We start from the raw sequence: 25,625 nt of genomic DNA, 5'->3' as shown, positions 1-25,625 counted from the left end.
AGTAGGAATTTTTTTACTCAAAATATCTATACCATCATTTTCGGTTTTTACTGTTTAAGTGATGGCTTTGTCATGTTATTTTTTATCTCTTTCTAATTACAAATTTTAAGTTGATGCTGAATTATGAGCATACTCATGCTTCTAGCTGTTCTAGAATTCTAAACTTTCAATAATACTTTAAAAAAGCCCTTATACAATTAAGCCGTATTGACTATCAGTATTTTAATGTTCGGTTGAGCTATCTTGATTCCTGCTATTTTATAGTGTTTTTGTTTTCATTCTCTAATATCAATACTAGTTTTGCCTCGTGAAATTTTAGAAGAAACGAACATTTTATATTGTATAACATCGCCATATCCAAACTAAAAATAGGATTAAATATCCGCTAAAAATAACGATACATCCATTGATAAAAGGGGATAAATAGACGCTACCAATATCATAGTGATAACACTTTAAAAACACTAATTAATATATATAGAAACCAAAAAAATATAACTCTAGGGAATGAAAAAACACATTTACGGACTAATTATTTTCTGTCTTTTTGGTAAAAACATAAAGGCCCAAAACGGATATATTTATGTTCACAAAAAGGCTATAAGTGAAGTGGCCTCGCTCAATTTTAATTTTAGTTTAACTGATTCCGGAGGCAATTCTGTTGCTAATTTTACCCTTAATGATAAACCAGAGGGATTTAATTCATTTGATCTAGGAAATAGTCATGATACCGGAGAAGGGCAATTATGGACTGTTGTCAATAATAATAGTATTGCACAAGAGGTACATACTGTTGCCGGAACAATTTATACAAGGCCAGTGGGGAGCTCTAATTGGCTTGGAACCTCAATTAACAATGCAAAATCTGTAGATGGAATAGGGCAGAATACTGCTGTATATTCCGATGCATCTGGTAATGTGGGATTGTACAATAATGGAAATTCTATTGTTATTTGGTCACCCGCTTCCCATTCTAATGTAGGAATTGTAGATGTTGCTTCTGGTGGGCCTACAGGAATTATAGCTGTAATAGGTGATAATGGAATGATATACAAATACACAGGAGATGGAACTAATGACTCATGGATTGTATTTTCGAAAGTAACGAATAACGGGACTAGTCTTCCATTTCGATTAGATGTACATCCAGGTACGGGAGATGTTGTTTTTATAAAGAACAAAGGTGATGGGAATATTTACAGAATATCTTCTTCGGATCCCTCTTCAGCAGTGCCGGTTATTGTTACCAATGCACCTTCAGGTAATGCCCCAGACACCGCACGTGATATTGCCGTTAGTAATAATGATAATGTATATGCAAATTATGGTGCGACTATCTCTCGGTATGCTAATGGATCGTGGACTACAAACCCAAGGTCAAGAAATTTATATGGTCTTACGGCGGGGGTTAGTGATCAGGTTTGGTCTATTAATAAAAATAATTCCAATCTTATTCAGCATACGATTTATACTAGAACATCAACAGGGGATTGGCTAGATGATGAAAGAGTAAGAACCAGTACAAATGGTAATTCTATAATGATTCCGGTTCCGGCAGGAGTTTACAGCCTTTCTGAGATAGTTCCGTCGGGATGGAATAATAGTGATATCAAACTATATGATCCTACTAATAACAGTTCTGCAAATTTGGCGAGTTCCACCTCTACAATAAATGTTTCTGCCAATGAAGTGGTTAATATAGTTTATAGTAATGTTTTAGAAAATCCCATAGTAACCCCTGCTGTTTGTGCTACAAACTATATCTTAACTTTTGGGCAAGGTGCTTCTACCTATGGAAATGCGGCACAGGGATTTACTTCATATCATTATTTTGCTAACGGACAAGTGGCTGATGGCTATTATACTTTAGCTAAAACAAGTACGGGATGGTTTGCTGGTGGACCGGTACCGCCTTTATTAAATCATACTCCTAATGATCCTAACGGCTATTTTGCACTTTTCAATGCTTCATATGCAACAGATGACTTCTTTAGGCAAACAGTTACAGGTTTATCCGTAGGTACAAAGTATGAATTTGCCTTTTGGGTTGCAGATCTAGGCCCTTCATTCTCTATACGTCCAAATGTTACAATGGGAATAGTAGATCCTAATAGTGGAACTTTATTGGCTTCTATTAATACAGGAGATATTTCATCTACTATCTGGAAGAGGTATAGTTTTACGTTTACTGCTACTTCTACAACCGGAGAGATATTTTTAAAGAATAACTCAGTTGGAGGTGATGGGAATGATATTGCCATTGATGATATCACCTTTGCACCGGCTCCTCCGGACATACCCAACGTTGAAATGACAGGCGGGTTAACAACTATATGCAGCAATATGAGTAGTAATCCTACACAATACCAGTTTACAAATTCTCTGGCAGGCGGGGTTTGGAGCTCAGATAATCCAAGTTTAATTACAATTAACCCTAATACAGGACTTGCTTCAGCCGTTTATGGAGCTTCCGGAACTGCAGAAATTATTTATAATCACACGAATGCAAGTGGTTGTGTCAGCGAATCAAAATTAGTAGTAAATGTAGGGAATTGCTCTTGCTATAATCCGGTTACAAATACAAATGCGGGTATCGATACAAAATTGGGTATAACCCTACAACAAAGGGCTGGTGCCGATAATGGAAATTGGCCAATGATCAGAAAATCAGCATATGCTGTTTTAGAATCCAATACCAAGGGCGTTGTGATTACGAGGGTTCCAACCGCTGGGTTATCTGCAATCACAACTCCACAAGAGGGAATGATGGTATATGATACTACAGAAAAATGCTTGAAAATATATAGCGATGGAACTTGGAAATGTTTTTCTACCCCGTCTTGTCCGTAATTATTATTCCTCTTTTAAATTTAAACCGTTAGACATGAAAAAAATTATAACGCTAAGTGCAATATTTCTATATAAAATATTTTTTGCCCAAGTAATTTTTGGTGATGCAATAGGAATGGCAGCTAATAAAACTTCCGTATTGCTAGAATTTGCAAACACAAATAATAAAGGTATTATACTGCCTTACGTAAAAAGTCTGCCTAGTGCAGCTACTCCTGGAACACTCCTGCTGGATGCTTCCAACCCTTCAAAAGCAAGAATTAAATATTATAACGGGGCTTGGCAGGATCTAAGTGGGAAAGACGGTAACATGGGAACGGTTCTTACTCAACAAACAAATGATATCGAAAATACTAATGCAAAAGTTATTATCGGATCTAATACCAGTTCTGCAGATGGATTATTAATATTGGAGTCAGTAACAAAAGCGATGATTATACCTATTGTAAGCGATGTTAATAATATCCCCAGTCCATCACCTGGCATGATGGTGTATATTAATAAAATTGGTGCTAAAAGATTAGCTTTTTTTAATGGCTCTGTTTGGTCTTTCTGGGCATCAAATTAAGTGATTATTCAATTAATATCACTGTTGTTTAATAGGAACAGTGATAAATAAAAATTAATTGCCTTCTTATTTTCCTCAAAATAAAAAAACACAACTTCAATATATATATAGTAAATAAAGAAGGCAACATTTTTAATATTCTCTCAAAAACCTTATAGAATTTTCATGAAATTTAATAACTATAGCCATGCACGAATATTTTTAATAATAAATTGTTTTCTGCTCATTATTACTTTTCTATATCTGTTTTTTTTAATTGTTTTTTATAATATTTCAGAAATACTATTAATGATCATTTCTCTTACATTTATCGTAATCTGGTTAATTAATAATTTGATTTTTACTAATAAAATTGAAATTGACAGTACGAGTGAAGTCCTTAGTATTATTATTTCTCATCCTTTCATGAAAAAGCACATCCATAACTCAAAGATGCTTACAGAATTTCCAAAACAAAGACTTGTTAAATACAAAATAAAGAGGACACTATTTAAAACAAATCTTAAAATATCATTTAGACGAGGAGAAATGTACAAGCCTGGTCTTCATAACCAATCATTCAAATTTTATAGATTAAATAATGCTCAGCAGTTATGTTTAGAAAGTGAATTAACAAAAATTATAAATCAGAACAATGAGTTTATATAAAGACATACACATAGGGAAGCTGATTAAAATAAGGGTCAATGAAGCGGATATAGATATTTTAAGAATTTGTAATTTTTTCAACTTAAATGCTGTAGAAATTGAAAATATTTACAATCAACCATCTTTAGATTCAGAAATTCTTCTTAGATGGTCTAAGCTTCTCGAATACGATTTTTTCAGACTATACTCCCAGCATCTTATATTATATTCTCCACCGGCTTCCCTTAAGCAAACTGGGATATCTGGTAAAAAGCATTCATTGCCCATATTCAAGAAAAATATTTATACAAAAGAAGTTATAGATTTTCTGGTGGAGCTTGTAGAATCTGGAGATAAAACTATAAAACAGGTAATAGAAGATTATAGAATTCCAAAAACTACTTTACATAAATGGATAGACAAATACAAAAAAAAATATTGAAACCTGATTACAGGCGAATCTATAATGACTTGATTGATAGAAGATATCCGGAGAGAAAAATGGAATTTAAATCTATATTAGATAAAAAAACACTATCAACTCTTGAGGTTATTAAATTAAATCAAAGAATATTCGGAGGAAATGAATATTTTATTTCAAATCAGAAACATCGGTCTTATGATAAAAAAGCTATCTTAGAAATTCTTGACTATCAAAAAATAAATAAGTTGAATAATAAACAATTAGCATTAAAATTCAATATGAGCCGTAATACGATTGGAAAATGGAAAAAGATATTTTTATGAATTCATTTTGATTTTTTGTGATTTAAATAATCTAGAAAAAAGATTATTTAAATCATTTTGCAAAGATTATAAAAAAATAGCGCCAACTGTCTTCAGTTGGCACTATTTGGCTATTTGTCCAAGACGAGCATATCTTCAAACACTTTTATAGATGATTTGTTTCGTTTGAGTCAAATTAAACAATTAATTTTTATCTCCCGAACAACATTTAGATTTTTGTAGTGATACAGTTTGACTTTTCATCCGAATTAATAGAGGAATCGTACGAATTGAAGAATGTTTGATGGCCTTAGATTGTTGTCATTTATTATTTTTACAGTTAAATAAAATTCTAAATTATGTTGTTTCATCTAAATTAAATATCGCCGATGAATATTTAAATTCTATCTTATAACCGCTCTGTTTTACATCGGCTACAATCTTCTTATAATCCAGCAAAAATTAATTCTTGCCGGGTTTATCTCTTTTCAATTCTCTTTCAATCTCATTGACTTCAGGTAACGGGAGATTGTAATTATTGATCATACATTCGATTATTCGCTCATCAGTCAGGTCTCCGACCTTATTAATAAAAAGGCTATTGCTCTCTTTTAAAAATCTGAGGAATTGTTTGTAATAATTGTCTTTGCCTATCAACGGTGGATTAAAAGTCGCTCTTTTGTCATCATTCACGATAATATCATTGAAATTGGTATTCATTAGCACGGTCTGAAAGAACGATTCAGCAGGAAGCAGAGTATGCAGATAATAATCTTCAAAGTCCATCACCTTCTCATTGTTGATTAAGAAAGAGCATGTTTCCCGTGTAAAAATAAACCATTTGCCACCAATGTATGGAGTGACATTCTTCATAAAGTCTCTTTTGTAGATTAATGAGGATATCCTGTGTGTGAGTTCTGTAAAGTGATTCTGAATCCTTTGCAACGTATCGGGTCTGTAAAACTTCTGATCGTAGTAGAAAATGTAGTTTCTTCCCACATTGACCGTCAGAAACTGCCTGATGATCTGCTGAGACCTCAATGGGAGGTCTTCGCCACTTAGGTTGACAAGATAATCCCATTCTTTGCTGGCATTGAGTAAGAATTCCATCGCGTTGAGCTCAGCATGGATCATGCTGAAGCCCCCTGAGACGATATTCATACTTTCCAGAATGTAGACATTCGGATATTGAACGATATAATCCTGGATCGCTTCCGTTGTTTCAGAGCTGGCTTTCCGGTCAATGTGTATCAGGTAGAATTGATCACGGGTATAAATTTTTTCAAACAAGGCTTTAAAGGTCTCAGGTCGCTGGTGTACCATAATGAAATAAGCAATACGAACCTGTGGTGAGGAATGCTCTCCAATGGGTTGAGATAGGGTCTGGGGTATAGTTGGATGGGTCTGCATGTTTACGGAATTTTTGATCATCCGCACTGTGCAAATAATTCTTCTGTGTGCGTAATGTACAAATAAAATAATGATAATCAATTATTTATATTTTTTAATTTTGAAGAATATAGTTCTACATTTGCATAGTATTCATAAAGAAAGGTTCCTGCCTTTGCTTAACCGGTCCCATGACACCGATCGGTCTTGCTTCTACAGTTCCCGTTTATAGATCCAATTTTTTAATGATATTGAGAATCTCGATTCTTTTGATCTTAAAAAGTGACCCGATATTGCAGGCCAAGATATTTAGATATCTTATGCATAACATCAATGAGTCGCGCAAAGAATGATAGGTAGATAAAACAAATGTTTGAGTTTGTCCTACTGATCATCATTAACTTCAAAAATGAAATCTGTAAAGTATACAGATCCCATTATATTAATCTTTAATTTTATTACAATGCAAAAAGGCACCGTAAAATTTTTCAATGAAGCAAAAGGCTTCGGTTTCATCGCACCATCAGAAGGTGGCGCAGACATCTTTGTACATACCTCAGGACTTCAGTCAAGAGGCATCCGTGAGAACGACGAGGTTGTTTTCAACGTACAGAAAGGAGATAAAGGTTTAAGTGCAATCAACGTCAAATTGGCATAATCTGATCAGTATAGTAATTATTATTATTATTATTATATTAGTTATATTACCGACCTCCCGCATATTGCGAGAGGCTTTTTATCTTTTTACGGAAATCATACTGCTGCCATTGAACTATTAAATCAGAAAATATATGCAGATCATCAACAATTACGAAGAATATAAGTCACTGGAAGGAGTCATGGTCGGAAGTTCTCCATGGCACACGATTGATCAACAGCAGATCGACAGATTTGCAGACGCCACTTTGGATCACCAGTGGATTCATGTGGATAGCGAGAGGGCATCCATTGAAAGTCCCTACGGATCAACCATCGCCCACGGATACCTGACCCTTGCGCTGATTCCTTATCTATGGAAGCAAATCGCATCGGTGCAGAATGTAAACCTTGAGATCAATTACGGAATTGAAGACCTGAGATTCTGCATGCCTGTAAAAGTGAATTCTGAAGTATCATTGCAGGCGACGATCAGATCGGTGAATGACCTTCGGGGAATGGTCAAGGTCGTTGTCGGAGCAAGGCTCGTAGTAAGGGATGAGTCGAAACCCGCCTACACTGGCAATGTGGTATTTCTGTATCAATTCAAATAGAGCTACTATTTCTTTCAAATAAACTTACCGGTTAATGGCTTATCTGCGCATTGATCGCATTTTGTTGTAGAAAGATGATAAGCTCTTAACCAATCAAAAATTAAATTAGGTTCTTCTTTATGAATCAACATAAATACTTACGGTATTGGACGATTGTCGTGCCGGTTTTATCATGGCTCTTCTATTTTGGAGCTTCATTTTTTCATCAGGTTATTATTCGATCCTGCTAACTGCACTATTGCTGGGAAGCGTGCTAACAGCGGTCTATCACTCCGAAGTGCTTGCACAACAGCTCGGTGAGCCTTTTGGCACCCTTCTTCTGGCATTTGCCATAACAGTTATTGAGGTTGGTTTGATTATTTCCATTATGCTTGGAGCCAAAGGTCTGGAGACTATTACTCTGGCAAGAGATACGGTTTTTGCAGCAGTTATGCTCATCCTTAATGGAATTATCGGTATCTGTATTGTTATTGGATCAATAAGATACAGGGAGCAGTCCTTCACTTTGAAAGGCGTAAGTACGGCGCTTATCACTCTGACAGCAGTGGTTGTTTTTGTTCTGATATTACCTAACTACACGGTCAGTCACAAAGGAGGTGAGTATACCTCTTTTCAACTTTTTTTTATTGCTTTGTTATGTCTGGCGCTGTATCTCGGTTTCACAATGGTACAGACGATCAGGCATCGGAGCTTTTTTATATCGCCCAGTGACAAAGCGAAGGAAAAAACTATGAAAGATGATGGTAAAATTAAAGTTTCAAGAAAGAATATGTATATCAGCAGTTTTATACTGATCGTAAGTTTGGGCGTGGTTGTTCTGATGGCTAAGCTTCTGTCAAAAGATGTAGAATATCTTGTGGTGGCTGTGGGAGCACCAAGATCCGCAGTGGGTGTTATCATTGCAGGAATTGTGCTCTTACCGGAAGCTCTTGCGGCAGTCAGGGCGGCCAAAAATGACCGGATACAGACTTCGCTGAACCTGGCATTTGGCTCTGCGCTGGCAAGCATCGGACTGAGTATTCCTGCCATTGCAATCATATCGGTATTCAGCGGAATCCGGATGACGTTGGGAATAGACATCAAATCGACCGTTCTTCTGGGACTATCGCTATTTATCATCACAATTTCGCTGGCCACAGGAAAAACCAATATTATGCAGGGAGTTGTGCTTATCGGGATATTTATGATCTACCTTTTTATCACGATTGTTCCCTAAATCTTTCAACGAGATTGTCAAATGATATTCTTATGCTGCAAATCATAAAGTGTAGTAGACATTAAAAGTTATATTCATCAATAATTTAATAATACTATGATTGAGGAGGACTGCCTGAGACTGCACGACGCTGAATTCAGTACATTTGCCGTAGGCACTCTGCTTTTAGCAGAGATGAGGAGGTGACGCATTACTTTCAGGTTGTAAGTGGGCTGATAACATTTGCCCAAGTTGATTCTGAAGGAAATAACATAATCTGCACCATTTTGGGTAGAGGTGAGGGAAACTATGCCACATCAATAGAATTTTCATCTTCCTTTGATGTCATTGCCATTACAGACTGCACTGTTTTTCTAATGCCCAAAGAAAGTATCATAGATATGATCACAACCGAAAAGGTAATGATGTTGCATATCCTGAAATATCTTTCCGAGCAATTGTATGGAAACAAATCGCATCGAGTTTAATAAATCTCCCTCCGACAAAATCATAGAGCTCTTTCATTTTTTAAAGTTTGAAGAGACTGACCAGGAACTGTTCTCTTTGGAAATTGATCTAAATCTTGATCAAATTGCAATCTTAATGACATCCTCCTGGTAGACCATAATGCCATAAGTTTCTCCTAATTCCTTTTCAAAAACCTCATGAAAATACTCAAATTTTGTAGGATGGTTATGTCTGAAAATATATTCCCGCATCATTCCGCTTTGAGCCACTCCAGGTCGGATAATGGAAAAGGCTGCAATCAGCACCTTGTAGTTGTTGCATTTTAGTTTTCCAAGTAATCCTCTCATAGCAGGACTACTACATTGAAGGCGGAGCAATGTTTTTCATCGTTCCGGACCAGGTTGTAAAATGCGACCCTACTCAATGAAACTGAAAAGCGCTCCGGATGGATGTTATTTTTTCATCCAGATTTTTTATGGTGTACTTAAATGGCTAATAGAATAAAACAATATTTATTTCCTTAATTGTTGGTTTAGTATTAGCTAATCTTTTTAAATAATTTTTTCTTTAGTGAGGAGAACTGCTAATTGAAATAATGTTTTTGCCTGATATTGTTTAGAGATTGTATTTAATCGTTTTTCAATTAAACTTTTACTGATGGTGATAGAGTGGTAAGTAATGAGTTGTTCCCTGATTTCTGTTATCTTATAACCTTCTGACAAGTATTTTATAATGAGTAGATCTCTCTTTTCCATTGTTTAAAGATAATGATTTTCAATTTGGATGTTGGAATCAATTGATGTATGGGAACTGAAATAAGATGTATATTAAACTAGTAAAATTAATGCATTCTAACGGCTTAACAAATTTTAAATTTAAATTTCTCATTCATTGCTTTCCATTAAAAGATTTTCGTATAGTAAAGGTCTGTTAAGCTACAGGGTTTCTATTAATAATCGAGTACGGTCATACGGTGATTCCCAAAATCTTCTGATTTTTGTTTCCAAATTATTTTCCTTCATCAAAGACTCTTGATAAGAATCTTCAGGAAATAAATTTACATGATCTGATTGAATTGAAATTGAAAAATGATTTATTTGATCTATAAAATACCCTTCTTCTTTTAATTCACGCAACACGTCCAAAAACAATAAATCCAGCGCCTTATAATCAATTTCAGTTTTAATATCTTTCAGAATTTCATCTATAGAAATAGATTGATGATAATCCATTTTTTCAGGGTTCCATAAATGATTGTAATCTATTGTTTGCTTGTTAATTTCTAATCTGAAAGTAGTAAGACTTCCTGCATATAAACTGTATAGATTATGCGTTCTGTTTTTTGTAATAATTACACCATATAAGCTATCCTGATTGTTGGTGACAGCTGAATTTAATTGACTAAAACTCTCTATAAAAGAATTTCTCAAAGTGGTTTTATGATGTTGTAAGCTTTCATAAGCGGAATTAACCTGTTGTATGTTGTCAAATTTTTTAGAATCTAAAGCCTCTACAGCCTGAATTAACATTTGAGAAAAAGTTATTTCCAGATCAATCAAATGATCATCTTCTATTAAAAATAGCTGTTGATTTTCAATGTGTGCAACAATGAGATTTTCATTGTATGCATCACCGATAGCAATATAATCAGTATACCCTAATTCCTGAATCATCTCATTTTGCTCTACAAAATCATCTTCCTCATTAAAAACTTCCCCAAATAAATTCTCATTAAATCCGAAAATGTTGAGATAGGATATAAAAAAGTCAGGAATAGGTTTTCCTAAATTCTCATTTAGTGCTCTGATATCTTCTAAGCTAAGTCCCTTTTCTTGTTCAAACCTGTTCATTTGGATTAATGTTTCGATTACCTTCTTCATGACGTATTTTTAGTTGATCTTTTGTTTTCAAAGTAAAGCTTTTAAAATCTGCTAATCACTCCCTATAATCAGTGATTTTATCCTGGTGACTGTAAGGAAATGTAAACCGCCTTGGTTTTGTACAGAGTATTTATTTACTGACTTTTTGTTGACATAGCATTAAATAGATTGGTAAAGTAGGAGTGTTAAAATATACTAAAAAAAAGCAATTTTCCATAAACAGTGATGTATGTGGCATGCGCATTGTTACTGTTTAAAAAGGTTTTTAAGAGAAAACTTGTTTAACACCACATCACTTTACTTATAATTCATTTTGAACTTTTGCCTCCCTATTGACACGGGAGGTTTTTTTATGACAAGAGTATGAATCTTTATCATTATAATGTTTAGGCAATATGGTTTTTTATTGATGCTGTAATCCTTTATAAAAGTAAACCGCATTTTTATGAGAGTTGTGTAACTCAAATTAAAAGAAGATTGTCATTTTATTGTAATTGTTATCAGTTTCATACAAGCTATCAGATAAGTCGAGTAAATACCAATAACTGACGAAGATTATTTTTACAGACCGTAGAGTTTTCAAAAATTATTACGATTTTTGATAGAGCCATTGATGTAGGGAATTATCACAGATTGAAGAGTATTAACAACTATTTGAGCTTTATTTCTACAATGCTTGGAGTTGGGAAGGATCACTATTTGAAAAGTATTTCCTACAACATACCAAAGATTATGGAGTACAGAAGTTTGGGAAGTATCACAGTTTGAAGGATACTTATAGCCAAAACATATACACAAAATTCCTTATTCTCCCTAAGTTATGTACTTAGGTACTTTTTTTTCAAAACAATTCTTATATAGAACTATAGTTGTGTAAGTGGTAGAAGCAGAACACTTTTGCTTTTGCAAAAGATATAGTGGATAGCACGTTCCAGTTGGCTTCTCAAGGGAAATGTCTGACAGGGCAGGCGGTCACTTTAAACAAAGAACAAAAACCTATTACATCTTCTATTTTTGCTGTTTTCTAAATAGGGTACTTCAAAAGAGCTAACTATATATCTTGATGTCTTTTATGGTTTCCCATTTTTATGTTTGATCATAAATTAATATATTGTCACAATACAATAATACCTATGGAAACACAAATTTTGGGCAATGGTATTTCCTACGACCATACCAAAACAGAAGACAAGCACTTCTTCGGTGGTTTTCTGAATACTGCGCAGAATAATATTGATTTATTAATCAAAGCTTATATCAGTAAATTTGAATCTAGTCCTAGAAAGTTAAATTCGGTACAATTTCCGGATGTGTGCTTTAAGAAGAATGATTCAGACGCTGACTTTCAGCATAAACTTCAATTCATTAGAAAGCATTTGCCGGTCATACAATATTTAAAATATGGTGGAAATAGAGAGGTATTAAAAGAGAAGTTTAGGTTATTGCTACAAGCAGTTGATAGTCTAAGGAATTTCTATACGCACTTTTACCACAAACCTATTCAACTTCCTAATGAGCTATTGACTCTGCTGGATACAATTTTTGGTGAAATAGGCAATGAGGTCAGGCAAAATAAGATGAAAGATGATAAAACAAGACACCTTCTTAAAAAGAATCTTTCAGAAGAATTGGATTTTCGTTATCAGGAACAGCTGGAAAGATTAAGAAAATTGAAAAGTGAAGGAAAAAAGGTTGACTTGCGAGATACAGAAGCTATCAGAAATGGTGTACTCAATGCTGCTTTTAATCATTTGATCTTTAAGGATGCTGAAGACTTTAAACCTACTGTTTCCTACAGTTCATATTATTACGATTCGGATACAGCAGAGAATGGGATCAGTATCTCCCAAAGCGGACTGTTATTTCTGCTGAGCATGTTTCTTGGGCGAAGGGAGATGGAGGATCTAAAAAGTAGGGTACGTGGATTTAAAGCCCGTATTATCAAGCACGAGGAGCAACATGTCAGTGGACTAAAATTTATGGCGACACATTGGGTATTCTCCGAATTTTGCTTTAAAGGAATAAAAACAAGGCTGAATGCAGATTATCATGAAGAAACACTCTTAATACAGTTGATCGATGAGCTAAGCAAGGTACCTGATGAATTGTATAGGTCGTTTGACGTTGCAACAAGGGAAAGATTTATTGAAGATATCAATGAGTATATCCGCGATGGAAAAGAAGATAAGAGCCTTATTGAATCGAAGATCGTACATCCCGTTATCCGAAAACGTTATGAAAGTAAATTCAATTATTTTGCGATCCGTTTTTTGGATGAGTTTGTAAACTTTCCGACTTTAAGGTTTCAGGTTCATGCAGGTAACTATGTGCACGACCGCAGGATAAAAAGTATAGAAGGAACAGGTTTTAAGACAGAAAGGCTGGTGAAGGACCGTATCAAGGTTTTTGGAAAACTGTCTACAATAAGCAGTTTAAAAGCTGAATATTTAGCTAAAGCTGTAAATATAACAGATGACACAGGATGGGAACTTTTACCGCATCCTTCATATGTATTTATTGATAACAATATTCCGATCCACCTAACCGTTGACCCTAGTTTTAAAAATGGTGTCAAGGAATACCAGGAGAAACGTAAATTGCAGAAACCTGAAGAGATGAAAAATCGTCAAGGGGGAGATAAAATGCATAAACCTGCCATATCCAGCAAGATCGGAAAAAGCAAGGATATCAATCCAGAAAGTCCGGTGGCATTGTTGTCAATGAATGAAATTCCCGCACTGTTATATGAAATTCTTGTCAAAAAGGCTTCCCCAGAGGAAGTAGAGGCTAAGATCCGGCAAAAATTAACCGCGGTATTCGAACGGATCAGGGATTATGATCCCAAGGTTCCATTACCTGCATCGCAGGTCAGCAAGAGATTGCGCAATAATACAGATACATTATCTTATAATAAGGAGAAGTTAGTAGAACTAGCTAATAAGGAGGTTGAGCAAACAGAAAGAAAATTGGCTTTGATCACTAAAAATAGAAGAGAGTGTCGCGAAAAAGTTAAGGGAAAATTCAAAAGGCAGAAAGTCTTCAAAAATGCGGAACTGGGAACGGAAGCTACATGGCTTGCCAATGATATTAAACGTTTTATGCCGGAAGAGCAAAAGAAGAATTGGAAGGGTTATCAGCATAGCCAATTGCAGCAATCACTGGCTTTCTTCGAGAGTAGACCTGGGGAAGCCCGTTCCCTTCTACAGGCTGGTTGGGATTTTTCAGACGGTAGTTCATTCTGGAATGGTTGGGTAATGAACAGTTTTGCAAGGGATAATACGTTTGATGGTTTTTATGAATCCTATCTGAACGGCAGAATGAAGTATTTTCTGCGTCTAGCGGATAACATAGCCCAGCAAAGTTCAACTAATAAACTCATCTCCAATTTTATTAAGCAACAGATGCCGAAAGGGCTTTTTGATAGACGGCTTTATATGCTTGAAGATCTTGCAACAGAAAAGAATAAGATACTATCCAAACCACTTATTTTTCCAAGAGGCATATTTGATGATAAACCTACATTTAAAAAGGGAGTTCAGGTATCCGAGGAGCCGGAAGCTTTTGCGGACTGGTATAGCTATGGATACGATGTTAAGCATAAATTTCAGGAATTTTATGCATGGGATAGAGATTACGAAGAGCTTCTCAGGGAAGAACTTGAAAAAGATACAGCATTTACAAAAAATAGCATTCACTACAGCAGGGAAAGTCAAATAGAACTGCTAGCGAAAAAGCAGGATCTGAAAGTAAAGAAAGTAAGAATACAGGATCTGTACCTGAAGTTGATGGCAGAGTTCTTATTTGAAAATGTATTCGGTCATGAGCTAGCTTTGCCTCTGGATCAATTCTATTTAACCCAAGAAGAGCGGCTGAAACAAGAGCAGGAAGCCATTGTCCAGAGCCAGCGCCCAAAAGGTGACGACAGCCCGAATATTGTCAAGGAGAACTTTATCTGGAGCAAAACAATTCCATTCAAAAGCGGAAGGGTCTTTGAGCCAAACGTTAAACTAAAAGATATTGGCAAATTTAGGAATTTACTTACCGATGAGAAAGTCGATATATTGCTATCTTATAATAACACCGAAATAGGTAAACAGGTTATTGAAAATGAATTGATTATAGGGGCTGGATCGTACGAATTCATTAGAAGGGAACAATTGTTTAAAGAGATTCAGCAGATGAAAAGGTTATCCTTGAGAAGTGTTCGTGGGATGGGGGTACCCATCCGGCTGAATTTGAAGTAAGCGACAAAAAGGGCATCCGACACCCAAATTTCAAAAAATATATAGCAAATGGAGTTTTAAGAAAAAGGGCTAATATAAATGAAAATGATATCCAGTGGCTTGAAGATTGTGATGAAAACGAGTTTAATGAGTTAAGCAAAGATCAGCTTGATGAAAAACCTGCAACCGTCCAACTTGCTTTTTTGGTTGTTCTGATCAGGAATCAGTTTGCACACAATAATCTACCGAAAAGACAGTTTTATGAATTTATCAGGGAGAAATATCCACAAATTCAAGGTGAGACTGCTTCTTCGGTTTATCTTGAATTTATACGGTTTGCAATTCCAGAACTGTTGGACTTTTAGGGTATGATTTTGAAAAAGATGGTTGCACAATTATAGATTTATTGGACACTTTGAAGGATACTCACAACAATTTGCTCTATCAAAAAGTCACGGCTGAGTTGGGAAGTATCACATTTTGAAGGGTACTCACAACGTGATTAATGCTCTAGAAAGCTTTATTGAAGTTGGGAAATATTACATTTGAAGGATACTCACAACCTCCTGGACTAGATCGTAGACAGCGAAAATGGTTGGGAAGTATCACATTTTGAAGGGTACTCACAACTGAATGTTTTCGATGGATTTTTCATTTTTAGTTGGGAAGTATCACATTTTGAAGGTTACTCACAACGCTCTGAGAATCGTCCGGAAATTGTGTGTAGATGGGAAGTATCACATTTTGAAGGGTACTCACAACAACTTCCACCATCATTTCAAGTACAGAATCGATGGGAAGTATCACATTTTGAAGGGTACTCACAACGTTTCTTAGTTTAGTTTATTTCTTAGTTGAGTTGGGAAGTATCACGTTTTGAAGGGTACTCACAACGACTAAACCTTGGATAATGATTCATCATAAAGGTTTGCACTAGCATCTTTTGTTGGATTATATTTGCTTGAGTAGATAGGAGAGGTATTCTTTTGTGGTTGCAAAAGATATAGCGGATAGCTCGACCTGCCTGATGCTTTGGGTGAGGAATGTTGATCAAGCGGGGCGGGCCCAGAGTCATTAATTGTACAGCAAAGATGAGATGATACTGATAAAATAATCCATTATCAGTAAAAAGGCAGAATTACGGGTAGCCATATTTTATCATTGATAACGTCATATATTTTTGCAATAAATAATAAGTGTATAATGAAAAATAATCTAATATTAGCCTTTCTCATTGGTTCTGTATCTTATGACGGCAAGTAAGGATGTTCTTTTAGTGGTCATACTTACATGTGAGGGATAAAGGAAGTTGTTATTATACCAATCCATCCGGGAATAAAGTATATGTTGATAAAAGTAAATGTAAAGGCTGCTATTAGATTTATCTTGGGAGAGATTCCGGGATTTTTTATATTTGTATGCTTGAATTATTCAAGTTTCTACTTATTTTATGAAGGACCTCCTTTGGGAGGTTCTTTGTATATACTCTAAGTATATTAAGGCTATTCAAAGCCAATTAAAGCCTTTTACCTCCTGTTGCTGTAAGAAAGTTTCCCGGTATTGTAATTTGAAATCTGCATAATTGAGAACGTTATGGATACAGTGACAAATGAACAGCCGGATATCATTAAAAAGAAAGCAGATACTTTGCTGGTGTTACATCATGAAACAGGTACTGTGGGAATTGTTCAGGGATTGGGTGAGGATGGTGAATTGTATACAGTGGATCCCAGGGAACTGAACAATGCAGAAATAGTAAGTATTGATTCTAATGAGAATTCTTTTGCAGAGTTTTATGCTGGATTTTATCATCAGCTTAAAGAGCCTGAGGAGTTTTCGTTTTTTAAGGTAAGGGAATATGAAGCCGGGCAGACTGCTTTACACTTACAGAAGTATATTAATGACAGTTCTGATGAAGGAAGAAGGGAATTGAAAGAGTATGAAATTTCTATTGAGAGTGTGGAGGCTTATAGAAGGCCTGGAGGAGAAATGAAAGATCAAAGAGGGGAGGCTTCTAATAATTACTTATATAAGCCTGAGCAGGTGAACTGGAAGATGATGGAGAAGCTGGGGCTGAGTAAGGAAATATTGCAGGAACTTGGAGTTTTGGAATCTATGCTGAAAGGCTATAAAACGGATAAGTTAGTTCCGGTACATATTGATTTGGGAACAGTAAAGGGGAGTATTGAAGCAAGGCTTTCTTTAAGGGGTAATGATTTCGGTGAAGTGGAACTTATGTTTCATCCTGTAAGAACGATGCCTGATTTTTCTATACCGTTCTTTGGGTATACATTTTCAGAAGAAGATAAAAGAAATCTTATGGGTAATGGGAATATGGGAAGGGTGGTAGATTTGGTCCATAGGATTACAGGAGAGAAGGTGCCTTCACTTATTAGCAGAGATAGACTGACTAATGAGCTGATTCAGGTTAAGGCTGAGTTTGTCAGGATTCCACTGGTGATTAAAGGAGTGACGTTGGATGAACAGCAGAGAAAAGTACTAAGGGAAGGAAAACCGCTTTATCTTGAAAATATGCTTTCTGCCAGAGGAACATTGTTTAATGCTGCAGTGCAGTATAATGCGGATAAAAGGTATGTGGAGTTTTTGCTGGATAAAAATGTAAGGAGATTGGGAGTGGAAGATTTTAGACAGGTTCCGGAGGTATTTAGAGGGAAGAACCTAAGGAAATGGCAGATGGAGAAACTTAAGGTGGGGGAAGTGGCGTATGTGGATGGGCTGGTGGATAAGAATGGAAAAAGGTATCAGGGATATTTGAGGTTTGAGAAGAAGGTGGGGAAGTTTGAGTTTTCTTTTAAGAATGTGTGGAAGGGGGAGTGGAAACAGGAGCTGGGGAAGAGTAGGAAGAGAGGGAGGGGGATGTGAAAGCTCTCTGGTGGGAAGAACTCTGCTAAATGTGTTGACTTACAATTATTTTAATTCTTAGGTATCAGGTAAAGTCTTAGCTATTACAAATAATTAAAGAAGCAGCTTATAAGCTGCTTCTAAATTTCACATTTTAACCAATTCTAATCACCTTTTTCATGTTCGTGAGGTTTTAGTTTTGGATGCTTTGGTTGATTGGGAGGGTTTACCCTTCTTCTTCTGTCAGGTTCTCCATCTGGTTTTTTAGGCTTAGGCCCCGGTTTGATTGCTTCGATTGTATTCATAGTACAATAAAGATTAATTAATAATTATTTTGATATCAAAACAGATTAATACCGGATCAAAAGTAAATTTTTGGTTATTACTTTTATTACGGAAAGCCGTAATAGCTGCTTTCTGAATGGATGACAGAGTATGCGAGACAAGCAATTTTACCTCCTTCTCGGAGCACTTCTTGTATGTGGTCTAACATACGTTCCATCTTTTCGCGTATAACCTTTTACATGTACTGAACCACCTGAATTTGATTGAGAACTGTAATTAGAGGATGATCCTACTGACGGAGAAGAATACGATGATGTTTTAGAATAGCTGCTATAGGTGGTGTAGCTTGGTTTACTAGCCCATCCGTAATAACTTCCCCATTTAAGTTTTCTATAATTTTTCTTATTGGCTTTTGATGATAAGTAAACTTCTGTGTCTTTAGGAATAATGGTAACAGATCTACTGCTGTCACTGCTGAAATAAAGAGGTGTATCTTCCTGCAGTCTAACAGTGTAATAGTTTGTACATGAAATAACTGAGAGAAGTAATACAAGGTAAAGTAATGATTTTTTCATTGTAGTTAATTTTACATCTACAAATCTAAATGAACTTTAAAGGAACTAATTACGGTTTTCCGTAGTCTTGCAAATCTTGAAATTACAGCTTTGTTAAAGCCGTAATCAACCTCTCTTTCTCACCACTTCCCGTTGTTGAAAACCTTAATAATGGAATCTTATACTTCTCCAAAATATCATTCTTCATACGATCTCTTCCGGCCTGTTGACTTTCCGTTTTATGATACTCATAACCATCAACTTCAATAGCCAATACTGGATTTTTCCCTAGTTTATTATAGATCAGAAAATCAAGGTGAGTAGCGTGATGTCTGGCGTAGCGTTCTTCTTCAAAACTTAATCTGGAAAAATCTAACAATAGATTTCTAAGTGGATGGTGTATAATTACTCCATATTTTGAAAACTGATCATCCGATAAAACTTGCCTTATTAACTCGTACATGAGATTCTCACTATCATAAACAGATTTCTTTTGTTGATACGATAAAAGCGCTTTTCTTTTTTCTTCATATCCTTTGTACAGGTAATCAAAAATAGAATGTACCTCACTGTTTATCACCTTGAAATTATTGTAATCAATGTAACGCATCAAATCTGAGATGTTTGTGTCATTATCACTTTCATTTCCGTTCACCAATAAAATAAGTTGATCTTTGGCTCTGGAAATTGCTACGTTAAGTCGGTTCGGGTTGTCTGTGAATTCAGAGATTTCATTGTCTACGGTGGAGAGAATAATCACATCATTTTCTCTTCCTTGGAATTTATCCACAGTATCGGCTTTGATATCTGTTCCCTGAAATGTCCTTTGCAGGGCTAAGGTTTGATTGCGGTATGGGGTTACAATTCCCAGATTTACACCTTCTAGATTTTGTTGTGGAATGATTTCCTGAATAATCACATCAATTTGTCGCTGATTTTCTCTTTGCCGGGCATGGTTGCCGGCTTTTGTTTTGTAGACTAGTAAAGGCTCTCTTTCTGTTTGTGCTTCTGAAAGGATGATTAACTCATCACGATAAAACTTACGGTTACAAAAATCAATGATTTTTGGATGGCAACGGTAATGTTCTTTTAAAAGTGTTTTGGGTAGTTCCGGAAATACTTTCGTAACGGAAGAAAGAAGGCTATTATTGGAATATCGATAGGGTTCTGGAATATCGTAGGCATCAAAGATCTTATCTGTATTTTCTACTGTTTCTGAATTTACCACATTCGGAAGCTGTTTTAAATCACCTACAATTACAGCCTGTTTTGCGCAGGATAGTGCGAGTATACCTGTTGCAAGATCCACCTGTGATGATTCGTCTACAATTACATAATCGTAAACCACATTTTCAGCAAGGCTTCTTCTTAATGAGTAGGTTGTACTCATAATAACAGGATAATCTTTAATAAATTCTTCTGAATTAAAACGAAGGTCTTGTTCTGTATATTCGGGACGTTCTTTTCCTTTATATTTTTTATAGAGTTGGTTTTTAAACAGCTGCATAGATCCTTCAGTATATTCTTTCATCTTCTCATTAAAAGAAAAATGCTGTAATATGTTTTGCAACTCTTGCTTTCTGAGATCAAGTTCTGAAATTTTTACACCATAGTATTTTGACTGGACAATCCTGATCATGTCTTCATAAGATAGGGTATAAAAAATCTTATCTTTTACTCCATATAGAAAAGGAAAGATCAACTTACGCAACCAATAAAATTTCTTACCAGTTTTCTCGTACTCTTCCAATGTAATCCATAAAGAAAGCACCTGATCTGAGCTGACATTCTTTTTAAAACGGATTTCAATTGCCAAAGACACGCCATCAGTAAAATGCTGATACTCTGTTTTGATCTTTTCTGTTTCTAGCTTAAGCAAAGCTAATTCATTCTTTAGTTCTAGCTTTTCAGTAAGCTCAGTAAAAAGGGAGGTATTAGATTGAATAAGGGTTTGTTCCTGTTCTTGAGTTAATCTACAACTTGATAAATCCGGAACTTCAGTCTGAGCATCAATAAATTCTTTTTTATTGATGCTACTTCCCAACAATGCAGCCATAAATGAAAGTCCATTACTTTCCAACTTTTCAAAAACATTTTTTGTTGCCGAATTATTGCTTGAAACCACAGCTACACTCTGATTATTCATCACCGCATTGGCAATAATATTAAGAGTAGTCTGTGTCTTTCCTGTTCCCGGAGGACCTTCAATTACACTTAACGGATTTGAAAATGCATTGTCAACCCCTGCTTTCTGACTTAAATTAAAACCAAAAGGAAAGATCTCAATAGGAGAGGTGTGGTTATTCTTATCAGGTTCTTTTCCATTAAGATAATTGTAAAGAATAGAAGTCTCGGGGATAAAAGATATCCTTTTATAGCTATTAGCAAGAATATTATTGTCTGCCTCTGTCTTCAAACCAACACTTTCTGCAATTGCCTTTATGTAAGAAAAAATATTTCCTGCTCTCTCACTTTGAATAGCTGATCTTACGATTTTAATTCTACTTTGAGAATATGAATATGTTTTCTCACTGCTTTTATATTCAACAACACATTTATTCCCCTCAAAAGAATAAGATTTTATTTCATCGGTTTTGTCTTTACCATCAATGTAGATTGATTCTTTTCTAAAGGTATGTGGAGTGGGTTTTTCCATGGATTATCTGTTGTTACAAATATAATGATCTGTTGCCTAATAGAAGTTTGCCTAGAATAAACTGCCAACAAAATTGGGATTAAAAAATGAAGCAAAGTAATGAAACTTTGCTTCTAATTTCTGTGCTGACCAGGTCTAGACCTGCAGTGTTGGATAACATTTTCTAAACGGCCTAAGCGCATTCTTGTATAGGCTCTCACAAACACTGGTTTCCAACCAGCGCAACGTAAACAGTTTGCTGTCATAATTAATGGATTTTAAATTAAAGATTATAACCTAAATCGCTATGACCTGTTTACGTTTACAAATATATTTTAATTTTATAAAAACTCAAAAAAATCTTACTTTATTTATTTTAAACCTTTTATACTTTTGTAAAGATCTATTAAATGATAAACAGACATATCAACTAAAGGTTCATACATAAAAGAATTTATATGGATGTTTTCAGGTGTCATCAAATTTACTCTATCGATAATTCCCAAATTGGTACTGGTAGAGTATCTTTTTTTATACATATTCGATAGGATTCTTGTTTGAACGGATTTTAGTTTTATCAAATCTACATCTGGTAACTTTGATATCATGTACTGTTCGGTTTTTAATCTACATGCGATTGCTAGTGTAATCTTATTTTCCAATAAAATTTCTAAAATCTCTTTTTCCTCGATTAAAGAATCTGCAGTTAAAAAGATAAAATCTTGGATTTTGGTTGTTTTCTCAAATTCCATTTCGCAACTTTTAAGTCTAGTAATTCTATTTTTATAAATACTAAAAACATCTTCGATTGTTATATCCTTGGAATCTGGTTTTTCATGGAGACAGCTAGTTAACTTTTTATAGTCATCTGTGCTTTTTGAATCACAATAATCTATGATATTACGAACAAACGGAATGAGGCTAATAAATGTTTTTGGGTCATTATAATTATTTAAAAACTCTTTAAACAAATCCTCTTTATATACCCACTCAATAATGTGAATTTTTCTATTTTCATCTTTTGATGTCATATAGCATTGTTGGCCAATATTTAGACGGGAAGCAATTGTTCTATAAAAATCAAAATTATGTGTTAAAATAAGCGATTTAAAATTTTCGGAATAATGAAGCTCTGCTATATATTCGATTATTGCATATTTATTTTTATAATCAAAAGAATCCGCGATATCGTCAAAAATTATTAAAGTATTATCATCATTATTTTTTCTTGATTCTATCTCGAATAAAAATTGTAATATGAAATAAGCTCTTGTTTCTCCTTTGCTTAAAACTTTTAGTAGATTATCTTTACTCTGTTTTTTAGGTTCTTCATTTTTATCTTTAAAAATAAACTCTAGATTAGCCGTTTCACGTTTCAAAATAACATCATGTAAATTGCCTAATTTAACCTCGAACGGAACATAAAATCTATCATTGAACTTTTTAATTATATCTTTCCACAATTCTTGTTCTTTTTTTGATTCTGTAATTATAGTGTCAAGTTCTGTCTTTTTCTCTTCATATTTTTTAGATAAACTTTCAGCATCTTCTTTTACTTCAGACATGAAGCTAGTCCAAACTTTCTTTTTGAAACCATCATAGTCTTTTAAACTGACCAGTATTGAGTTGTCCTTTTCGATCACTTGTTTAAACAACCTCAGATCTACATTAGCTCCAATTGCTTTGTCTACTTTGTTAAAGGATTCTTTAAGTTTTTCATCTGCAATTATTCGAGCGAGTTCTGCATTATAGATTTCTTTTAACTGCAATGATTCTGTAATCTCTGTTCCATCTTCTAAAACAAACTTATGACCAGCATCAAAATAAGAATTATCCTCTATTGATTTAATAATTTCATTTGCTTGGTAGGTTCCAAATGTATTTTCACCGGTCAATTTAAACAGTTTCGAATTTGAAAGAATTTGATTGTAGTTTTCTACGTAATCATCTAATAAATCTTCATTTTTATCCAAGAATTTTTTCACATTTCCTTTAGTGTCAAACACTGCGTTGTATCTAAAGGTAATTTTATCAGAACTTTCATTAAGTTGATTGGTATGGGACGTAAGTACCTCAAAAAAATCTTTATTAGAATTATTACTATAAGTTCCAACATATTCAACTTCACAATCATTGCTTTTAGAAATACCTTTAAGTTTTTTTAGCAGTTCACTTTTTGCATCATCAAGTTCATTATATATTTTATCATATTTTTCCTTTAGCTCTTTTCGAGCAATAAATGATGTTATTTTATGAGTTGCGTCGTAGGAACTATCTTCTGCATTAATTACTAGAATTGAATCTGGAATTAGCTCTTTATCATCAAATGTAATATCGAACTTTGACTTTTTGTTATAAACTAAATCTTTTGGTTTATCTTTTTTGTCATTTTTGGAAATTAAACCAAACGTCTTAGCAAATGATGTTTTCATTGTTCCGTTTGGAGCATAAATAAGGTACGAATTAACCTTACTGAAATCAAATTCATGTTTTAATTTTCCTATGCCAAAGCAATTTTCAAAATCTAATTTTAAAATTTTCATGGTTTTTATTCTAAAAAATATCAGTTCCAATAATAAGATTTATTTCGATAATAAATATGCGTGAAACCGTAATATGGAATTTTTCCAAAAAAATCCATGAAATTTTTATATACGCAAAATCACTGCGTAGTAGTATTCTAATTTCGTATCATGATAATTAGAAAGTGTAAGAGATAGCTCATTCAAAAAAAATATTCGAATTATCTGATAATGTGCACTTGTTTAATTACTGAAAATAAATTATAACAAATTAAAATTTTCTATTATGAAAAAAAATCAACACGTCGTGCCGCATCAAGGAAAGTGGGCAGTAAAAGGAGCAGGTAATCAAAAGAATACCGTAATTACAAATACACAGAAAGAAGCTATTGATAAAGCAAGGGGTATTGCTATTAATCAAGAATCTGAGCTTTTTATTCATGGAACAGGTGGCCAGATCAGAGCTAAAAATAGTTACGGTAATGATCCAAGTGATGTAAAAGGTTAATTATAAAAAATTAATGAAATCAAATTATCAGTGACGTTTTTCCATTGTTGGTGAAAAGCAAGATTTATAAATTAATTACATATGGGTTAGATATATATATATAAAAGTAGATGATGAATAAAAATTAAAAGGAAATAACAATTAATAAAAATAACAAAATGGAAACATTTAATACTTATTTTACAAAGTTAAGAAATAAAGATATAGACTTTGTAGACATCCCTCTAGGGGAAGATTTAGAGGCATTTATTTGCCCATTTTTAATCGAAAATAAAAAATTAGGTACACCAATAGCACTTAAAGTTTATGAAAGGGTACATCAATTTTTAATAAAACTTAACAGGGATTTTATTGAACCGGATAAAAGAAATGAGGGGATTGAATTTCTTTCTCATTTACATGAGCCTAATGAATTTCATTTAGGTTATTCGCATAGAAATAAAGGTAAAGCAGTTTCTGGTATAAGAGCGGAAGTAATTTATGATGCACTAAGAAATAATACTTTAGCAAAACAAAATGCTGCAATTACCAATGAAGCTCATTTTGTACTTCTTCTCGTTAAAGGTATTGGACAAGATATTATGTCTGATATAATAGCAAATGTTTGTAGAGATATTTTTGCTGATTTTACATTGCAGATATGTAGAAAACACAATATTTATACAATTTTTAAACGTATAGAATTCTACAATCCTATTAAAGGTTTTTGGGAAGTGACAAAGGTAGAATTACCCGATTATGTTGGTAAACCAATTATACTCTTACCTAAGTTTATAATTAGTGGAGGAAGAGCATATGCAAATCTCTACAATTGGTTTATTGCAAGAAATTATATTTCTTTGGAAATTCTCAATAGAAAAAAAACATTGCCCACAGATGGTCAATTTATATTCAAATTGAAAAATGGCACACAGAAAGCTATTATTAAGAAGATTTACAAAGCGTACAGAAAACCCAAAGATGAACTTATAGATTTTGTTAAAAAATTTAGAGGTTCATTGGATGAATTCGTGTGGTATGCAAAAGAAAATTATCCTGAACTTAATTTAGATGATTTAAGATAGAATATTGATTAAATAATTG

Annotated in this window: 20 protein-coding genes and 1 pseudogene; 12 read left to right on the top strand and 9 right to left on the bottom strand. The window is 34.2% G+C overall.

What is annotated here, in order from left to right; genetic code table 11:
• The first annotated feature begins 507 nt into the window (after nt 1–507).
• The 4 genes from BW983_RS05545 (at nt 508) to BW983_RS05525 (ending at nt 4,792) form a co-directional block, all read left to right on the top strand.
• Nucleotides 508–2,850 (top strand): hypothetical protein, encoded by a 2,343-nt coding sequence (locus BW983_RS05545; RefSeq protein ID WP_076550527.1) that lies wholly within the window; start codon nt 508–510, stop codon nt 2,848–2,850.
• Complete coding sequence (locus BW983_RS05540) at nt 2,810–3,418, top strand: hypothetical protein (protein WP_139329230.1); 609 nt, start codon at nt 2,810–2,812, stop codon at nt 3,416–3,418. The genes BW983_RS05545 and BW983_RS05540 overlap by 41 nt, the downstream gene beginning before the upstream one ends.
• Before the next feature lie 634 nt (nt 3,419–4,052).
• A complete protein-coding gene (locus BW983_RS05530; protein WP_076550523.1) occupies nt 4,053–4,487 on the top strand; it encodes a transposase in 435 nt (144 codons plus the stop codon).
• Nucleotides 4,457–4,792 (top strand): transposase, encoded by a 336-nt coding sequence (locus tag BW983_RS05525; RefSeq protein WP_076550521.1) that lies wholly within the window; start codon nt 4,457–4,459, stop codon nt 4,790–4,792. The genes BW983_RS05530 and BW983_RS05525 overlap by 31 nt, the downstream gene beginning before the upstream one ends.
• Before the next feature lie 441 nt (nt 4,793–5,233).
• Here the strand turns inward: BW983_RS05525 and BW983_RS05520 are convergent, their stop codons facing one another.
• A complete protein-coding gene (locus tag BW983_RS05520) occupies nt 5,234–6,181 on the bottom strand; it encodes a beta-1,6-N-acetylglucosaminyltransferase (RefSeq protein WP_076550869.1) in 948 nt (315 codons plus the stop codon).
• A 442-nt stretch (nt 6,182–6,623) separates the two neighbouring features.
• Here BW983_RS05520 and BW983_RS05515 point away from each other — a divergent pair, with 442 nt between their 5' ends.
• The 4 genes from BW983_RS05515 to BW983_RS23820 all read left to right on the top strand — a co-directional run bounded on the left by BW983_RS05515 (nt 6,624) and on the right by BW983_RS23820 (nt 9,093).
• Nucleotides 6,624–6,818, top strand: coding sequence for a cold-shock protein (locus BW983_RS05515; RefSeq protein WP_076550868.1), 195 nt, complete (start codon nt 6,624–6,626; stop codon nt 6,816–6,818).
• A gap of 133 nt (nt 6,819–6,951) precedes the next feature.
• Nucleotides 6,952–7,410, top strand: a complete 459-nt coding sequence (locus BW983_RS05510) for a MaoC family dehydratase (protein WP_076550519.1) — start codon at nt 6,952–6,954, stop codon at nt 7,408–7,410.
• A 145-nt stretch (nt 7,411–7,555) separates the two neighbouring features.
• Nucleotides 7,556–8,626 (top strand): calcium:cation antiporter, encoded by a 1,071-nt coding sequence (locus tag BW983_RS05505; protein WP_228408964.1) that lies wholly within the window; start codon nt 7,556–7,558, stop codon nt 8,624–8,626.
• A gap of 134 nt (nt 8,627–8,760) precedes the next feature.
• A complete protein-coding gene (locus BW983_RS23820) occupies nt 8,761–9,093 on the top strand; it encodes a cyclic nucleotide-binding domain-containing protein (RefSeq protein ID WP_317048120.1) in 333 nt (110 codons plus the stop codon).
• A gap of 102 nt (nt 9,094–9,195) precedes the next feature.
• On the opposite strand, the pseudogene BW983_RS05500 reads toward BW983_RS23820, so the two are convergent.
• The 3 genes and pseudogenes from BW983_RS05500 to BW983_RS05490 all read right to left on the bottom strand — a co-directional run.
• Nucleotides 9,196–9,429 (bottom strand): annotated as a pseudogene (locus BW983_RS05500) (hypothetical protein); the annotation flags it as partial.
• A 195-nt stretch (nt 9,430–9,624) separates the two neighbouring features.
• On the bottom strand, nt 9,625–9,828 hold the full coding sequence (locus BW983_RS05495; protein ID WP_076550517.1) for a hypothetical protein: 204 nt from the start codon (nt 9,826–9,828) through the stop codon (nt 9,625–9,627).
• Between the two features lie 180 nt (nt 9,829–10,008).
• On the bottom strand, nt 10,009–10,953 hold the full coding sequence (locus BW983_RS05490) for a hypothetical protein (RefSeq protein ID WP_076550515.1): 945 nt from the start codon (nt 10,951–10,953) through the stop codon (nt 10,009–10,011).
• Nucleotides 10,954–12,086: 1,133 nt separating this feature from the next.
• On the opposite strand from BW983_RS05490, the gene cas13b reads away from it, so the two are divergent.
• On the top strand, nt 12,087–15,197 hold the full coding sequence (cas13b, locus tag BW983_RS05485) for a type VI-B CRISPR-associated RNA-guided ribonuclease Cas13b (RefSeq protein ID WP_139329228.1): 3,111 nt from the start codon (nt 12,087–12,089) through the stop codon (nt 15,195–15,197).
• A gap of 636 nt (nt 15,198–15,833) precedes the next feature.
• Here cas13b and BW983_RS23990 read toward each other — a convergent pair.
• The gene (locus BW983_RS23990; RefSeq protein WP_167369960.1) at nt 15,834–16,001 is read right to left on the bottom strand and encodes a hypothetical protein; all 168 of its coding nucleotides are present in this window, start codon (nt 15,999–16,001) and stop codon (nt 15,834–15,836) included.
• A gap of 768 nt (nt 16,002–16,769) precedes the next feature.
• Between BW983_RS23990 and BW983_RS05480 the strand changes: the two genes are divergently transcribed.
• Nucleotides 16,770–18,059: a DUF3945 domain-containing protein gene (locus tag BW983_RS05480; RefSeq protein ID WP_076550512.1), complete on the top strand. Its 1,290-nt coding sequence runs from the start codon at nt 16,770–16,772 to the stop codon at nt 18,057–18,059.
• A 143-nt stretch (nt 18,060–18,202) separates the two neighbouring features.
• Here the strand turns inward: BW983_RS05480 and BW983_RS23985 are convergent, their stop codons facing one another.
• The 4 genes from BW983_RS23985 to BW983_RS05465 all read right to left on the bottom strand — a co-directional run bounded on the left by BW983_RS23985 (nt 18,203) and on the right by BW983_RS05465 (nt 24,055).
• Nucleotides 18,203–18,343 carry a hypothetical protein gene (locus tag BW983_RS23985; protein WP_165690254.1) on the bottom strand — a complete coding sequence of 47 codons (141 nt, stop codon included), beginning with the start codon at nt 18,341–18,343 and terminating at the stop codon, nt 18,203–18,205.
• 147 nt (nt 18,344–18,490) lie between these two features.
• Nucleotides 18,491–18,898: a hypothetical protein gene (locus tag BW983_RS05475; RefSeq protein WP_076550509.1), complete on the bottom strand. Its 408-nt coding sequence runs from the start codon at nt 18,896–18,898 to the stop codon at nt 18,491–18,493.
• A gap of 82 nt (nt 18,899–18,980) precedes the next feature.
• On the bottom strand, nt 18,981–21,533 hold the full coding sequence (locus tag BW983_RS05470; RefSeq protein WP_076550508.1) for an AAA domain-containing protein: 2,553 nt from the start codon (nt 21,531–21,533) through the stop codon (nt 18,981–18,983).
• Between the two features lie 350 nt (nt 21,534–21,883).
• Complete coding sequence (locus tag BW983_RS05465) at nt 21,884–24,055, bottom strand: hypothetical protein (protein ID WP_076550507.1); 2,172 nt, start codon at nt 24,053–24,055, stop codon at nt 21,884–21,886.
• 265 nt (nt 24,056–24,320) lie between these two features.
• On the opposite strand from BW983_RS05465, the gene BW983_RS05460 reads away from it, so the two are divergent.
• Both BW983_RS05460 and BW983_RS05455 read left to right on the top strand, forming a co-directional pair.
• Nucleotides 24,321–24,542 (top strand): DUF2188 domain-containing protein, encoded by a 222-nt coding sequence (locus BW983_RS05460; protein ID WP_076550506.1) that lies wholly within the window; start codon nt 24,321–24,323, stop codon nt 24,540–24,542.
• Nucleotides 24,543–24,700: 158 nt separating this feature from the next.
• Nucleotides 24,701–25,606, top strand: a complete 906-nt coding sequence (locus BW983_RS05455) for a hypothetical protein (RefSeq protein WP_076550505.1) — start codon at nt 24,701–24,703, stop codon at nt 25,604–25,606.
• Nucleotides 25,607–25,625: the final 19 nt, after the last annotated feature.

The sequence above is a fragment of the Chryseobacterium ureilyticum genome (genome assembly GCF_900156735.1).
In the GTDB taxonomy this organism is placed as follows: Bacteria; Bacteroidota; Bacteroidia; order Flavobacteriales; family Weeksellaceae; genus Chryseobacterium; species Chryseobacterium ureilyticum.
The sequence above is the reverse complement of the archived record's forward strand: the minus strand, read 5'-3'. Positions and strand labels throughout refer to the sequence as shown.

Coding starts and splice junctions, on each gene's coding strand:
- BW983_RS05545 (WP_076550527.1), top strand. CDS start 508: ATGAAAAAACACATTTACGGACTAATTATTTTCTGTCTTTTTGGTAAA.
- BW983_RS05540 (WP_139329230.1), top strand. CDS start 2,810: ATGGAACTTGGAAATGTTTTTCTACCCCGTCTTGTCCGTAATTATTAT.
- BW983_RS05530 (WP_076550523.1), top strand. CDS start 4,053: ATGAGTTTATATAAAGACATACACATAGGGAAGCTGATTAAAATAAGG.
- BW983_RS05525 (WP_076550521.1), top strand. CDS start 4,457: ATGGATAGACAAATACAAAAAAAAATATTGAAACCTGATTACAGGCGA.
- BW983_RS05520 (WP_076550869.1), bottom strand. CDS start 6,181: ATGCAGACCCATCCAACTATACCCCAGACCCTATCTCAACCCATTGGA.
- BW983_RS05515 (WP_076550868.1), top strand. CDS start 6,624: ATGCAAAAAGGCACCGTAAAATTTTTCAATGAAGCAAAAGGCTTCGGT.
- BW983_RS05510 (WP_076550519.1), top strand. CDS start 6,952: ATGCAGATCATCAACAATTACGAAGAATATAAGTCACTGGAAGGAGTC.
- BW983_RS05495 (WP_076550517.1), bottom strand. CDS start 9,828: ATGGAAAAGAGAGATCTACTCATTATAAAATACTTGTCAGAAGGTTAT.
- BW983_RS05490 (WP_076550515.1), bottom strand. CDS start 10,953: ATGAAGAAGGTAATCGAAACATTAATCCAAATGAACAGGTTTGAACAA.
- cas13b (WP_139329228.1), top strand. CDS start 12,087: ATGGAAACACAAATTTTGGGCAATGGTATTTCCTACGACCATACCAAA.
- BW983_RS05480 (WP_076550512.1), top strand. CDS start 16,770: ATGGATACAGTGACAAATGAACAGCCGGATATCATTAAAAAGAAAGCA.
- BW983_RS23985 (WP_165690254.1), bottom strand. CDS start 18,343: ATGAATACAATCGAAGCAATCAAACCGGGGCCTAAGCCTAAAAAACCA.
- BW983_RS05475 (WP_076550509.1), bottom strand. CDS start 18,898: ATGAAAAAATCATTACTTTACCTTGTATTACTTCTCTCAGTTATTTCA.
- BW983_RS05470 (WP_076550508.1), bottom strand. CDS start 21,533: ATGGAAAAACCCACTCCACATACCTTTAGAAAAGAATCAATCTACATT.
- BW983_RS05465 (WP_076550507.1), bottom strand. CDS start 24,055: ATGAAAATTTTAAAATTAGATTTTGAAAATTGCTTTGGCATAGGAAAA.
- BW983_RS05460 (WP_076550506.1), top strand. CDS start 24,321: ATGAAAAAAAATCAACACGTCGTGCCGCATCAAGGAAAGTGGGCAGTA.
- BW983_RS05455 (WP_076550505.1), top strand. CDS start 24,701: ATGGAAACATTTAATACTTATTTTACAAAGTTAAGAAATAAAGATATA.